Annotated in this window: 11 protein-coding genes; 6 read left to right on the top strand and 5 right to left on the bottom strand. The window is 71.9% G+C overall.

Annotated elements, in window-relative coordinates:
- Nucleotide 1: 1 nt before the first annotated feature.
- The 5 genes from ACFQU4_RS10260 to ACFQU4_RS10240 all read right to left on the bottom strand — a co-directional run bounded on the left by ACFQU4_RS10260 (nt 2) and on the right by ACFQU4_RS10240 (nt 6,095).
- On the bottom strand, nt 2-1,003 hold the full coding sequence (locus tag ACFQU4_RS10260) for a LacI family DNA-binding transcriptional regulator (protein WP_377490608.1): 1,002 nt from the start codon (nt 1,001-1,003) through the stop codon (nt 2-4).
- Between the two features lie 57 nt (nt 1,004-1,060).
- Complete coding sequence (locus ACFQU4_RS10255; RefSeq protein ID WP_377490605.1) at nt 1,061-1,816, bottom strand: class II aldolase/adducin family protein; 756 nt, start codon at nt 1,814-1,816, stop codon at nt 1,061-1,063.
- A complete protein-coding gene (locus tag ACFQU4_RS10250; RefSeq protein WP_377490602.1) occupies nt 1,813-2,988 on the bottom strand; it encodes a TIM barrel protein in 1,176 nt (391 codons plus the stop codon). Before ACFQU4_RS10250 ends, ACFQU4_RS10255 begins: the two co-directional genes overlap by 4 nt.
- A complete protein-coding gene (locus ACFQU4_RS10245; RefSeq protein WP_377490599.1) occupies nt 2,972-4,390 on the bottom strand; it encodes a rhamnulokinase family protein in 1,419 nt (472 codons plus the stop codon). The genes ACFQU4_RS10250 and ACFQU4_RS10245 overlap by 17 nt, the downstream gene beginning before the upstream one ends.
- A gap of 166 nt (nt 4,391-4,556) precedes the next feature.
- Nucleotides 4,557-6,095, bottom strand: coding sequence for an amidohydrolase family protein (locus ACFQU4_RS10240; RefSeq protein WP_377490596.1), 1,539 nt, complete (start codon nt 6,093-6,095; stop codon nt 4,557-4,559).
- Nucleotides 6,096-6,217: 122 nt separating this feature from the next.
- On the opposite strand from ACFQU4_RS10240, the gene ACFQU4_RS10235 reads away from it, so the two are divergent.
- The 6 genes from ACFQU4_RS10235 (at nt 6,218) to ACFQU4_RS10210 (ending at nt 12,695) form a co-directional block, all read left to right on the top strand.
- Entirely contained in the window at nt 6,218-6,925 is a 708-nt protein-coding gene (locus tag ACFQU4_RS10235; protein ID WP_377490593.1) for an RNA polymerase sigma factor, read from the top strand.
- Nucleotides 6,922-7,560 (top strand): hypothetical protein, encoded by a 639-nt coding sequence (locus ACFQU4_RS10230; RefSeq protein WP_377490590.1) that lies wholly within the window; start codon nt 6,922-6,924, stop codon nt 7,558-7,560. The genes ACFQU4_RS10235 and ACFQU4_RS10230 overlap by 4 nt, the downstream gene beginning before the upstream one ends.
- Nucleotides 7,561-7,651: 91 nt before the next feature.
- Nucleotides 7,652-7,960 (top strand): hypothetical protein, encoded by a 309-nt coding sequence (locus ACFQU4_RS10225; protein WP_377490587.1) that lies wholly within the window; start codon nt 7,652-7,654, stop codon nt 7,958-7,960.
- A 165-nt stretch (nt 7,961-8,125) separates the two neighbouring features.
- Entirely contained in the window at nt 8,126-9,976 is a 1,851-nt protein-coding gene (locus ACFQU4_RS10220; RefSeq protein WP_377490584.1) for a bifunctional metallophosphatase/5'-nucleotidase, read from the top strand.
- Entirely contained in the window at nt 9,973-11,460 is a 1,488-nt protein-coding gene (locus tag ACFQU4_RS10215; RefSeq protein WP_377490581.1) for a hypothetical protein, read from the top strand. The genes ACFQU4_RS10220 and ACFQU4_RS10215 overlap by 4 nt, the downstream gene beginning before the upstream one ends.
- A gap of 35 nt (nt 11,461-11,495) precedes the next feature.
- Complete coding sequence (locus ACFQU4_RS10210; RefSeq protein ID WP_377490578.1) at nt 11,496-12,695, top strand: endonuclease/exonuclease/phosphatase family protein; 1,200 nt, start codon at nt 11,496-11,498, stop codon at nt 12,693-12,695.
- Nucleotides 12,696-12,869 lie beyond the last annotated feature (174 nt).

The following is a 12,869-nucleotide window of genomic DNA, read 5'->3' as shown; positions in this document are numbered from 1 at the left end:
CTCAGCGGGCGCTGGACTCCCGCACGATCAGGGACGGATCGAAGGTCAGCTGCTGGTGCCGGTGCCGGCCGCCACGGATCTCGGAGAGCAGCAGGTCGGCCGCCGCGCGGCCCATCTCCCGCATCGGCTGGTGCACGGTGGTCACCGGCACCGACACCAGCTGGGTGAGCGCGATGTCGTCCGAGCCGACGACGGCGAGGTCCCGCGGCACCTCGATGCCGAGCAGTTGCAGCTGCCGGATCAGGCCGATCGCGAGCAGGTCGTTGCCGCAGAAGACACCGTCGAGCCGGTCGATCTGCTCGGCGATCAGGGCGGCGGCCGCGATGCCGCACTCGAGGGTGTCCTCGGGCGCGTCGAAGGTCACCAGATGGTCCCGCAGGGGGAGCCGGGCAGCGCGCATCGCGTTCTTCAGGCCGTGCAGCCGGTCGGCGTGCTGATGCACCCGGCGGGGCCCGCCGACGAACCCGATCCGGCGGCAGCCGACGTCGATCAGGTGCGCGCCGGCGAGCCGGCCGCCGAGCACGTCGTTGCCCGAGACGGAACACTCACCGGCCTGGCCCGGGCTGTCCAGGAGCACGACCGGGATGGACCGGGCGCGCAGCTCGTCCAGCCCGACCGGACCCGCGGCGGTGGGGGACAGCAGGATCCCGGACACCTGGTGCTCGGCGAACAGCTGGAGCGCGGCGTTCTGCCGCTGGGTCGAGGTCCGGCTGCTGGCCAGCAGGATGCCGTAACCCGCGGCGGTCGCGACGTCGTCGACGCTGTCGACGATCTCGGCGAAGAAGGGATTGGCGGCATCGTGGATGACCAGCCCGATGCCGCGGTCCTTTCCGCCGGCCAGCATCCGGGCCTGCCGGTTCGGGCGGAAGTTGAGCTCGGTCATCGCCTGCTCGACCCGGACCCGGGTCGCCTGCTTGACGATCTCCGGGTGGTTGAGCACGTTGCTCACCGTGCTCAGGGACACGCCCGCCGCCTGAGCCACATCGGACATCGTGGCTGCCATGTCGTCCTTTCCTCGGTCGCGCATCCCGGGCCGTCCCGCGGTAGCCGGCCCGGGCGATCATTCCACCAGCCCGAGCCGGACCCGACGATAGTGCTCGTCCTCGCGCCCGGCGATCCGTCGCACCTGGTCCGCCGGCATGGCGAGGGCCGGACCGGGACCCGCCGCCAGCAGGACCCGGGCACATTTCGCCGTCATCAGGGTCATGTCCAGGGCCGTCTGGACGTCCCGGGCGCAGCAGACCAGACCGTGGTTGGCCAGCAGCCACACCGGCTCAACGGCACCGCCGGCCGTCAATTCCCGGACGGTACGGGCCAGTTCCCGGCCCGGATCGACGTACGGCAGCAGCCGGCTCCGCTCGCCGCAGAGAACGACCTGGTCGGGCAGCAGCCGGCCCAGGGCCAGCTCCTCGCCGCGGCCGGCAGACAGGACGGCGAGGACGGCGGTCGGGTGCGTGTGCAGGATGACCCCGGCCCCGCGCCGCTCGGACAGCACGGCGTGCAGCCCGACCTCGACCGACGGCCGGGCCGAGACGGCATCGACCCGCCCGGCCAGCAGGACCTCCAGCCAGGCCTGGTCGGAGTCCGCGTCCAGTCCGGCCAGGATCACCTCCCGCCGGACCTCGACCAGGTCACCGGGTCCGAGGTCGGCCAGCCGCGCCCCGCTGGCGGTGACGAAGAGCCGCCCGTCCGCGGTCGTCACAGACAGGTTGCCCTCGCCCGCGATGCAGAGATCAAGGACGGGATCGGCGGCCCGGGCGGCCATCCGGCGGGCGGCCGCGAGCGCGCCCTCGGGACCGGCGGCCGGCCCGGTCACCAGCCCGCCGGTACGCCGACGCGGGTGGCCTCCCGCTGCCGCGGCGCCGCGGAGCCGAGGTAGCTGAGCAGAGGATCCGCCGGGACGCCGAGCCGTTCCCGGACCTCGGCGAGGAGCGGTCGTACATCGGTCAGGAACGCGTCGTTGACGATCCGGTGGGACAGCACGACGTCGCCGTTCGCGCGGGCCTCCTCGAGCGCCGGCCGGTCGATCAGCAGCGCCTTGGCGAACGCGGTCTGGATCGCGTCGACACTGTGCAGCATCGCCGGCAGCTTCTGCTCGATCATGGCGCACTGGTCGATCTTGTAGAGGATGTCCCGGGCCGGCCCACTGACCGCCGGGTCCGGGTCGTCCTCGGCCGCGACCAGCTCGGCACAGATCAGGAACGTCTCCTGCGGGTTGATCGCTCCGACGAACAGGTCGTCGTCGCCGTACTTCTTGCTGTTCAGGTCGAAGCCGCCCAGCCGGCCCCGGCCCAGCAGGGTCGCGACGATGTGCTCGATGTTGGTGCCCAGCGGATGGTGACCGATGTCCACGAGGACCTTGGCCCGCTCGTCCAGGCCCTCGCAGAGCAGCAGCGACTGCCCCCAGTCGGCGACATCGGTGTGGTAGAAGGCCGGCTCGAAGAACTTGTACTCCAGCAGCAGCCCGCCGCCCGGCGGCAACTGCCGGTGGATCTCGGCCAGGGACTCCTGCAGGTGGGCGGTCCGGCGCCGGAAGTCCGCCTGGCCCGGATAGTTGGTGCCGTCGGCCAGCCACAGCGACAACTGCCGCGATCCGACCGTCTTCATGATCTCGATGCACGCGACCACGTGGTCGACGGCCTTCGCCCGGATCCCGGGATCGCTGTTGGTGAGCGAACCCAGCCGGTAGTCGTCGTCCTGGAAGAGATTCGGGCTGATCGAGCCGATCCGGATGCCCTGGTCCTCGGCATGATCACGGAGGGCCCGGAAGTCGTCGACCCGGTCCCAGGGGATGTGCAGCGCCACCGTCGGGGTGACGCCGGTCAGCCGGTGCACCAGGGCGGCGTCGTCGATCTTCTCCCAGATGTCGCGCGGGGTGCCGGGGGTGTGATGCACCTTGAACCGGGTGCCGGTGCTGACGTACCCCCAGGACTGGGTCTCGATCGTCCTCGCCGCCAGCCGGGCGGCCGCGTCAACGGTCGTGGTCATGATCTTCCTCCTGGTACGGGCTTCGGGGCGTGAACGTCCGCGGCCGGACGGTACGGCGGACGACCTGGCGCATCGCGGCGAGCGTGGCCGGGCCGCCGGCCGCCCGGGCCTGGACCAGGGCGTTGCCGAGCAGCGTCGCCTCGACCGGGCCGGCGGTCACCGGCAGGTCGGCCAGGTCGGCCAACCGCTGGCAGAGCAGGGCGTTGCGGGCGCCGCCGCCGACCAGGTGCAGCCGTCCGGTGCGCCGGCCGAGCACCCGGTCGAGGTCCGCGACGTGGCGGGCCAGCGAGGCGGCCAGGCCGTCCAGCAGGCAGCGCACCACGGCGGCCCGCGTCTCCGGCACCGGCAGGCCGGCCTCGCGGCAGAGGTCGGCGACGGTCTCCGGCATCCGCTGCCGGCCGAACAGGCGCGGGTCGTCGACGTCGAACGGCGCCGGCGAGGGCGGCAGGTCCGCCGCCGCCCGGAACAGGTCCGCGGGCTCGCCGACGTCCCAGTGGCGCAGGCATTCCTGGAGCGGCCACAGTCCCATCGCGCTGCGGTGGAAGGTGACCGTGCCGTCCAACCCCTGCTCGTTGGCGAAGCCGGCCAGTCGCGCAGCCTCGGTCAGCACGGGCCGGTCCAGCTCGGCGCCGACGCAGGCCCAGGTCCCGCAGGAGATATAGGCGGCGTCGGGCTCGGCGAGGGGAGTGGCGACCAGGGCCGAGGCGGTGTCGTGGGAGCAGATCCCGACCGCGCGCAGGCCCGCGTCGGCGCCGATCGCGGCGGCCGTCTCCGGGCGCACCCGCGCCGTCACCTCGGAGTGGCGCCGGACCTCCGGGAAGGTGAGGCCGGCCGCGCCGACGCCGTCGATCAGGTCCCGGTCCCAGGCCCGGTCCAGGTCGAACAGCTGGGTGGTGCTGGCGATCGTCGGCTCGGTGCCCGCGGCGCCGGTCAGCCGAAACATGATCAGATCGGGCAGCAGCAGCAACCGGTCGGCCCGGGCCAGGGTCCGCGGATCCTCGGCGAGCAGCTGGGTGGCGGTGTTGATGTCCTGGCCTGGGATCCCGGTCCGGCGGTAGGCCGCCGGCTGGTCGATCCGGTCCCGCAACGAGTGGGTCCGGTCGTCCCGGTAGCTGAACGGCGGCTGGACCAGCCGGTCCTCCCGATCGAGCAACCCGTAGTCGACGCCCCAGCCGTCGACGGCCAGGCTGAACGGCGGGCCGAACCCCCGGTTGACCCGGCGACAGCCGTCGAGGAGGTCGGCCAGCAGCCGGTCGAGGTCCCAGCGCAGGCCGTTCGCCTCGATGATCGAGTTCGGGAAACGGTGCTGGGCCAGCACGGTCAGCCGGTCGCCGACCCGCACCCGCGCGGCCCTTCCGCCGGACGCGCCGAGGTCGACGGCGACGACATCGACAGTCTCCATGAACTCCGTCCCGGGCCGGGTGACCTAGAAATTGAAGCGCTCTAATTGTGATGAACCTAAGTGCCGTCACGGCAGGTTGTCAAGATCAACGAGGCGCTGGGTCACATGATCATGAGCTGCTCGCCGAACGTCGCCCGGGACGGCTCGTTCGGTCCGGGCCGGAGGGTCAGGCCGGCGTCAGCCGGGAGCCGCGGCGGACTCCGTTCCAGGTGCCGTCCATGATCGAGATCCGGCCGGACTGCATCACCCAGGCGATCCCGGCCGGCGGCACCGCGGGATCGGTGTAGCTGCCGTCATGATCAACAACCTCCGGGTCGAGGCAGACCAGGTCGGCGATGCCGCCGCGGGCGACGGTGCCGCGGCCCGGCACGCCGAAGATCGCGGCCGGCAGCGACGTCATCCGGCGGATCGCCTCGGCCAGCCCGATGATCTTGCGCCGCCGTACGTACTCGCCGAGCACCCGCGGGAAGGTCCCGTACAGCCGCGGGTGCGGGGTGCCGCCGAGACCGGGCGGCAGCCCGTCCGACCCGATCGCGCTGTACGGCGAGCGGAGCACGGTGATCACGTCGTCCTCGCTCATCGTGAACAGCACGGTGGTGACGTGCAGCTCCTCGTCCAGCAGGATCCGCACCACCGTCTCGAACGGGTCCAGGCCCAGTTCGTCGGCCAGCTCCGGGACCCGGCGGCCCTCGTAGCGGTGGCTCCGGGTCGAGGAGATCATGATCCGGTCGTAGTTCGGGTCGGCCTCGGCCCGCAGCAGGGCCAGGGCGTCCGGGTCGGTCAGCCGCCGCAACGCCTCGGCCGGGCCGGCGTCGAGCAGCCAGCCGGACAGGGTCGAGGTGAGCCCGGTCGACGACGCGACGTACGGGTACATATCCTGCGTCGCCGCGAGCCCGGACGCGCGGGCCGCGTCCAGCCGCTCCAGGGCCGGCCCCACGGCGCCCCAGTTGGCCCGGCCGGACGCCTTGAGGTGGGAGACCTGGACCCGGCAGCCGGCCTCGCGGCCGATCCGGACCGCCTCGTCGATCGCGTCCAGCAGGCCGGCGCTCTCGTTGCGGATGTGGCTGGCGTACACCCGGTCGGCGGGCAGCCGGCGGGCCAGCGTGATCACCTCCTCGGTGTCGGCGTACCGTCCCGGCGGGTAGACCAGCCCGGTGGACAGCCCGAACGCGCCGGCCGCCAGCGCCTCGTCGAGCAGGTCGCCCATCGCCGCAAGATCGTCGTCGGTCGGCACGGCCGCGGTCGGCCCGATCACCGCCTGGCGCAGGGTGCCGTGGCCGACCAGCGGGCAGACGTTGGTGACGGTGCCGGCGGCGTCGACCGCCGCGAACCACTCGGCGCTGCTGTGCCAGCCGCCCGGCTCGATGCCGAACAGGCGGCCGGGTCCCTGGGCGAACGACGCGTCGTCGCCGGCGCGGATCGGTGCCAGGGACGAGCCGCAGTTGCCGACGATCTCGGTCGTCACGCCCTGGCTGATCTTGGACAGGTCGTCCTCGGCGAGCACCGGCGCGTTGTCGGCGTGCGAGTGGGCGTCGATGAAGCCGGGGCAGACCACCCGCCCGCCCGCGTCGATGACGTCCGGTGCGTCCGGCGGCACGGTGCCCGGCGGTTCGATCGCGGTGATCGACTCGCCTTCGACGATCACCTCACCCGGGGCCGGCTGCGCTCCCGTACCGTCGACGACCAGGGCGTTGATGATCTTCATCCGGCGAGTCTACGAAGTCGTCCCGGTCCGGTCGGGAACCTTTCCCGGTCTGCCGGACACTCTTCACCGGCGGGTCTGTTCCCCGCCGCCCGGACGGGAACCGGAGGAATGGTGAATGGTGCATGATGGCGATCGGCGGAAGGGTCAGCGACGTGCGGGACGACGAGCGGCAGTCCGGCGAGCCGGCCGTGCCCGCCGCCGAGTTGCTCTGGCCGGCCGACTTGGACGCGATTGAACCGGACCCGGTCGACCTGCCGAGTTCCGACGACGGCGATCTCTGGGAACGGTTGCGGTCGGCCGACGAGGAGGCCTTCCGGGAACTGTTCCTGCGGCACAACAAGGCGGTCTACAACTACGCCTTCCGCGGTACGGGCTCGTGGGCCGCGGCCGACGACGTGGTCCAGGTGGTGTTCACCGCCGTGCTGCGGCGGGCGCTGGCCGCTGACCTGCCCGCGCTCCGGCTGGCGTCGGCCCGGCCGATCCTGTTCGCGATGGCCCGCAAGGAGTGCGCCAACCAGCTCCGCTCGGTCCGCCGCCAGGCCCGGCTCGCCGACCGGATCCGGATGCACGAGACCGGCCACGCCGCCGACAACACCGCGGAGTGGCTCGCCGCGGAGACCGCGATGCGCCAGATCGCCGAATCACTGCAGGTGCTGCCGGCCAACCAGCGCGAGGTGATCGCGCTGGTCCGCTGGTCCGGCCTGTCGCTGGCCGAGGCCGCCGAGTCGCTGGGCGTGCCCATCGGCACCGTGAAGTCCCGGCTGAACCGAGCCCAGCGCCGGCTGGGGGACACGCCGCTGGCCGGCCTGCTCAGGGGAGAACGCTCATGATCACGCCCACCGAACCGCCCCGGGACCGGCTGCCCAGGGACCGGGACCTGCCCGACCTGCAGGACCGGCTGGACCTGATCGTCCGCGAGGCGCGCCGGCCGGCCGCCCGGCCCACCCGTCACGTTCTCCCGATTGTGGCCGCAATCGCGGTGATCATCGCGCTGGTCACCGCCGCCGCGCTGATCCTGCCGGGCCGGCCGGACGTGATCGCGAGCCCGCCGGAGCCCTCGGTGTCGCCGCCGGCCGGAACCGCGACGACGTACCGGATCGGCGACCGGGTCAAGCTGAGGTATGTCGCCGTGACGCTCCGCGAGGCGCGCCAGAACAAGGACGGCCTGTCCGTCGCGGTCCAGACCTGCCTCCTCGCGCCGCCGCCGACGGACAACCCGGACGAAGAGGCCTGGTACTCGTGGGAGGCGGTGACCGACCGCGGCACGTACGTCATCGAGCCCTTCCAGACCTTCGACAAGCGGGGCCATTCGAGCATCCCGGTCTTCCCCGGCCGTACCGAGGCCGAGGTCGGCGAGTGCGTCGAGGGCTGGCTGCCGTTCGCCGGCCTCGGCTCCAAGGACGGCCGGGTCGTGCTCACCTACCGGGACAACTTCGACGAGTCGGCGCGCTGGTCGATCCGGTGACGACTGTGGCCTGGATCACAGCGGACCGACGGAACCTCCGGTGCCCGGCCGGACCCTCTTGATCAACAACCCAAGGTCGAACCCGAGGAGAATGATCATGAAGCTGGCCCGCCGCATCATCGGTACCGCAGTCGCCGGTGCCGGACTCGTCCTGGCCTGCACGTCGCTGGCCGCCGCGGATCCGGGACCGGCCGAGGAGGGGGAAGCCCGGGTGGCCAAGGCCGGGATCCGCTGCAAGGGCTCCGGCGAGCAGTGGACCCGGGGCACCTGGACGGTCTGGCTCTACGAGGGTGACGCGGAGCGCGGGCAGAAGATCGTGGTCCGCAAGCTCAAGGGCGTCGACTGCGTGGTCAGCCAGCTCGCCTGGCCCCGGAGTGCCTCCGAGTTCGAGCTGAAGTAATCGGCCGACGCTGGCCGGGGGGTCCTCCCGGCCAGCAACGGCTGAACGCCGGTTGAACTGACTCCGCCGTCGTGGACAACCCATTCCCAGTTGCGTGATTCTGTGTGTAGCGTCTGGCATCTGGCACGAATGCGCATTCGGGGGCCTCACGACGGAGCGGAGTTCATGATGGACGCATGCGATGATCCGGGGCGGTTCAGCCGCCGGGCGGTGCTGGGAGTCGGGGCCGGGATGGTCGCCGCGAGCCAGGTCGGCATCCGGGCCTACGCCGACGAGAACGGGCAGGACCAGGCACCGCCGGACGTCGACAGCGACCGGTACGTCGACGTCCAGCTGCTCAACATCACCGACTTCCACGGCTACCTCTCGCCGACCGACGTCGACGGCGACAACCTGATCAACGACGGCGGGGTGCCCAAGGTGGTCGGCGGCGCCGCCTACCTGGCCGCGCACCTGAAGCGGTTGCGGGCCGGGCGCCGGAACAGCATCTTCTTCTCGGCCGGCGACAATTTCGCCGGCTGGCCGTTCACGGTCGACGCCCATGCCAACGAGCCCACCATCGAGGTGCTCAACGCGCTCGGCCTGCAGTTCAGCACGGTCGGCAACCACGAACTCGACCAGCGGTTCCCGGAGTTCCTGGTCGAGCACATCGAGCAGGGCAAGCCGATCGGCGAGCCGGGCCGGGACAGCTCGTTCCTCGACTCCCGCGGCCGGCGGTTCGCCGGTGCCGATTTCTCCTTCTACAGTTCGGATGTCGTGCTGGACGAGACCGGGCTGACGGTACGGCCGCCGTACAACATCGTCCAGGTCGACGCGGGCGACGGGCGCACGCTGCCGATCGGGTTCATCCACCTCACCGTCACCAGCACCGCGACCGGCTCGACCTCGTACCAGCCCGGCATGCGCAATCTTGATCATCTCGAGACGGTCAACCGGATCGCCGCCGAACTGAAGGCGAAGGGCGTCCGGACGATCATCGTCAACATGCACGAGGGCGGCACCGCGGGCCGCGACATCAACGCCCTGACCGACCCGACCGGCCCCTGCTTCACCCTGGCCCGCACCGCGACGCCGGACATCGCCGCGTTCGTGACGGGCCACTGGCACGCCGGGTTCAACGGGATGGTGCCCGGCCCCGACGGCGTGCTGCGGCCGGTGGTCGAGGCCGGCTGCCACGGCCAGATGATCAACGAGATCACCCTCAAGCTGGACCGGCAGACCGGTGCCGTGGTGCCGGCCCTGACCACCTCCAAGAACCACGCCAACACCCACGAGATCCCGCCGGATCCCCGGGTCGGCAAGATCGTCAACTACTGGGTCGACCAGGGCGTCCGGCGCTTCCAGACCCCGGTCGCGCAGCAGAGCGCCGATCTCACCCGGGCGCCGTCGCCGTTCGGCGAGAGTGCGATGGGCAACCTGGCCGCCGACGTGCTGCTCTGGGAGGCGCACCGGCAGGGCGACAAAGTTGATCTTGCCCTGTTCGCGACCGCGCCGCGGAAGGGCTCGGTGGCGCTGTCCGGGGACGGACTGCTGCACGCCGCCGGCCGAAGCCCCGCCGACGCGGCCGGCCGGGTCCTGTTCGGCGAGGCCTGGAAAGCCTTCGGGTACGGCAATCCGGTGCTCGGCGTCACGGTCACCGGAGCCGCGGTCCTGGCCGCGTTGCAAGATCAGTGGAAGGCCAGCGGCGCCGGCGTCTCGACCTCCCCGATGGCCGTCTCTGCCAACGTGTCGTACGAAGTCGATCTTGGTGCGGCGCCGGGCAGCCGGGTGATCCCGGCCTCGGTCAAGATCAACGACGTGGTGCTGGACCCGGCGAAGTCGTACCGGGTCGCGGCGCTGGCGTACACCTTGATCGCCGCCGACGGAACGACGGCGCTGGCCGAGTTCACCGACCCGGTCCGGCACGAGCGCGACCGCGAGGTGTTCATCGCCTACCTGCGGGTACACCCGACTATCGACCCACCGCCCCTGACCAGGGTCCGACCAGCCGGCGGTACCGCTGAAGGGAGTCGATGATCATGGCTGAACCGACGATCAGCACCGTCACCGGGTACGGCTTCGACCAGGGCGGCTTCGGTGGCCCGGCCGCCAACGTCGACCTGCGCCAGCTGGGCACCAGTTCCCGGATGCTCGGTCACAACCAGGGCATCGCCGTCGACCGCGACGGGCGGATCCTGGTCGCCGCCACCGTGAACAACGTGGTCGGCCGGATCGCCGCGCCGGACTCCTGGACCGAGCAACCGTTGGGTGAGGCGCTGACCGCGCCGACCGGTGCGCTGCCGTGGCGGTTCTACTCGCCGTCGGCGGCCGCGGTGGGCACCTTCGCGGCGACCACGTACCAAGATCAGAGCGCGGTGCACTACGTGGCCACGAACGCCGACCGGCACACGGTGCTCTACCTGCAGCCGACGATCATCGCCGGCGCAACGGGGGTCGGCCGGCTCACGGTCGTGGGCAGCGGCACCGTCGTGCTCAACCTGTACAACGGCAAGGTCGAGATCTACAGCCAGACGATCACCCTGAGCGACACCCCGCAGACCTTGATCGCGGAGAAGGTGTTCGCGCCGGGCGCGCTGGACTTCAAGCTGCGCAGCCCGATCGCCCAGGACCGGATCGAGGCCACGGCGTACGGGGCCTCGATCGAGCAGCGCCAGGTCACCGGCGCCACGACGCCGATCGCCGGCCGGATGGCCCGGATGGGCGGCGACGGCGACGGCGGCCCGGCCACCGAGGCCCGACTGAACGCGCCCGCCGGGGTGGCGGTCGGCCCGGACGGGACGGTCGTGATCGCGGACTCGTACAACCACCGGATCCGGGCCGTCGACACCCGCGGCCGGATCCGGACCATCGCCGGCACCGGCGAGCCGGGCGACGGCGGCAGCAGCCGCGCGGTCGACTGCCGGCTGGATCATCCGGGCGGGGTCGCGGTCGACGCCCGCGGCACCGTGTACGTGGCCGACACCTACAACCACCGGATCCGTGCGGTCTCGCCCGGCGGATCGATCCGGACCCTCGCCGGCACCGGCGAGGCCGGGGACGGCGGCGACCCCGACCTGGCGGTCCGGGCCCAGCTCAACCACCCGCAGGGGCTGGCCGTGGACGGGGCCGGGAACGTCTACGTCGCCGACACGTACAACCACCGGATCGTGCGGATCCACCCGCACGGCCGGATCAGCCTGGTCGCCGGGACCGGCGCCGCGGGCTTCGGCGGTGACGGCGGGCCGGCGACGGCCGCCCAGCTGGCCGTGCCGCACGACGTGGACCTGGCCGGGGACGGCACGCTCTACGTCGCCGACACGCTGAACAACCGGATCCGGCGGATCGCCGGCGGCACCATCGCGACGTATGCCGGGGTCGGCACGTTCGGCGGCACCGGTCGGGCCGGCGGCCCGGCGAGCGCGGCCCAGCTGGCCCACCCGGTCGGGGTCGCCGCCGACGCCACGAGCGGTGACGTCTATGTCGTGGAGAGCACCCAGGGCGTACTCCGGATCCGGGCGTAACCCAGGGGTCGCCGGGATCCCTTATGGTTCGCCCCATGACACGCGTTCGGGGACTCCTGTTGTCGCTGCTGGCCGCCGTTCTCGCCGTCGGACTGGCGCCGGACCCGGCCTCGGCCACGGCGCCGACGGTACGGTTCGCGACCTTCAACGCCTCGCTCAACCGGGGCACCGAGGGCGAGCTGCTGGCCGACCTCTCCACGCCCGACGACCCGCAGGCCCAGGAGGCCGCGGAGGTGATCCAGCGGGTCCGGCCGGACGTGTTGTTGATCAACGAGTTCGACTACGTGCCGGACAACGCCGCGGCCGACGCGTTCCGGGCGAACTACCTCGCGGTCGGGCAGCAGGGTGCGGACCCGATCGACTACCCGTACGCGTACACGGCGCCGGTCAACACCGGGGTGCCGACCGGGTTCGATCTTGATCACAACGGCCAGGTCAGCGGCGGCAACGACGCCCACGGGTTCGGCCTGTTCGAGGGCCAGTACGGGCTGCTGGTGCTGTCGAAGCACCCGATCGCGTTCGACGAGATCCGTACCTTCCAGAACTTTCTTTGGAAGGACATGCCGGGCGCGCTGCTGCCGGACGACCCGGCCACCCCGGAGCCCGCGGACTGGTATCCCGACGCGGCGCTGGACGTGCTGCGGCTGTCGTCGAAGTCGCACTGGGACGTCCCGATCACGGTCGGCCGCCGTACCGTGCACTTCCTGGTCGCGCACCCGACGCCGCCGACCTTCGACGGACCGGAGGACCGCAACGGCGTCCGCAACCACGACGAGATCCGGTTCTGGGCCGACTACGTGGGCTCCCGGCGGCAGAGCCGCTACATCTACGACGACCAAGGTGACCGCGGCGGCCTGCGCCCGGGCAGCCGGTTCGTCATCGCGGGCGACTACAACGCCGACCCGCTGGACGGCGACAGCGTCGACGGCGCGGTCAACCTGCTGCTCGACCACCGGCGGATCGCCGACCCGGAACCGACCAGCGAGGGCGCCGTGATCGCCGCCGAGGAACAGGGCCAGGCAAACACCAGCCACCGCGGCGACCCGGCCCTCGACACCGCCGACTTCAGCGACACCGCCCCGGGCAACCTGCGGGTCGACCTGGTGCTCCCGTCCCGCGGCCTGGTCCAGCGCGGCGCCGGCGTCTTCTGGCCAACCCCTGACTCACCGCTGGCCCGCCTGAACGACGCCTCCGACCACCACCCCGTCTACCTCGACCTCCAACCCACTCGCTGACTCGGCACAAAAGCAGCGCTTTTGACGGCGTGTCGCTGCACTTGTGTCTGTGAGGATCGTCAAGTGCCGTTCGCGGCGGTGGGTCTGACCCGACTTGTGCCTGGTCTGGTTTGCCTTTGACTGGATCTGTCGGCCTGTCGTCGCGTGCGGTGCTTGCTGCCACCGGGCGGCTGG

The sequence above is a fragment of the Microlunatus sp. GCM10028923 genome, from assembly GCF_042666975.1.
Lineage (GTDB): Bacteria > Actinomycetota > Actinomycetes > Propionibacteriales > Propionibacteriaceae > Microlunatus.
Note: the sequence above shows the minus strand (reverse complement) of the source record. Positions and strands in the feature narration are given on the sequence as shown.

Excerpts from the sequence above, each read along its gene's own strand:
- ACFQU4_RS10240 (WP_377490596.1), bottom strand. The coding sequence starts at position 6,095 with ATGAAGATCATCAACGCCCTGGTCGTCGACGGTACGGGAGCGCAGCCG.
- ACFQU4_RS10235 (WP_377490593.1), top strand. The coding sequence starts at position 6,218 with ATGATGGCGATCGGCGGAAGGGTCAGCGACGTGCGGGACGACGAGCGG.
- ACFQU4_RS10210 (WP_377490578.1), top strand. The coding sequence starts at position 11,496 with ATGACACGCGTTCGGGGACTCCTGTTGTCGCTGCTGGCCGCCGTTCTC.
- ACFQU4_RS10220 (WP_377490584.1), top strand. The coding sequence starts at position 8,126 with ATGATGGACGCATGCGATGATCCGGGGCGGTTCAGCCGCCGGGCGGTG.
- ACFQU4_RS10250 (WP_377490602.1), bottom strand. The coding sequence starts at position 2,988 with ATGACCACGACCGTTGACGCGGCCGCCCGGCTGGCGGCGAGGACGATC.
- ACFQU4_RS10245 (WP_377490599.1), bottom strand. The coding sequence starts at position 4,390 with ATGGAGACTGTCGATGTCGTCGCCGTCGACCTCGGCGCGTCCGGCGGA.
- ACFQU4_RS10230 (WP_377490590.1), top strand. The coding sequence starts at position 6,922 with ATGATCACGCCCACCGAACCGCCCCGGGACCGGCTGCCCAGGGACCGG.
- ACFQU4_RS10215 (WP_377490581.1), top strand. The coding sequence starts at position 9,973 with ATGATCATGGCTGAACCGACGATCAGCACCGTCACCGGGTACGGCTTC.
- ACFQU4_RS10260 (WP_377490608.1), bottom strand. The coding sequence starts at position 1,003 with ATGGCAGCCACGATGTCCGATGTGGCTCAGGCGGCGGGCGTGTCCCTG.
- ACFQU4_RS10225 (WP_377490587.1), top strand. The coding sequence starts at position 7,652 with ATGATCATGAAGCTGGCCCGCCGCATCATCGGTACCGCAGTCGCCGGT.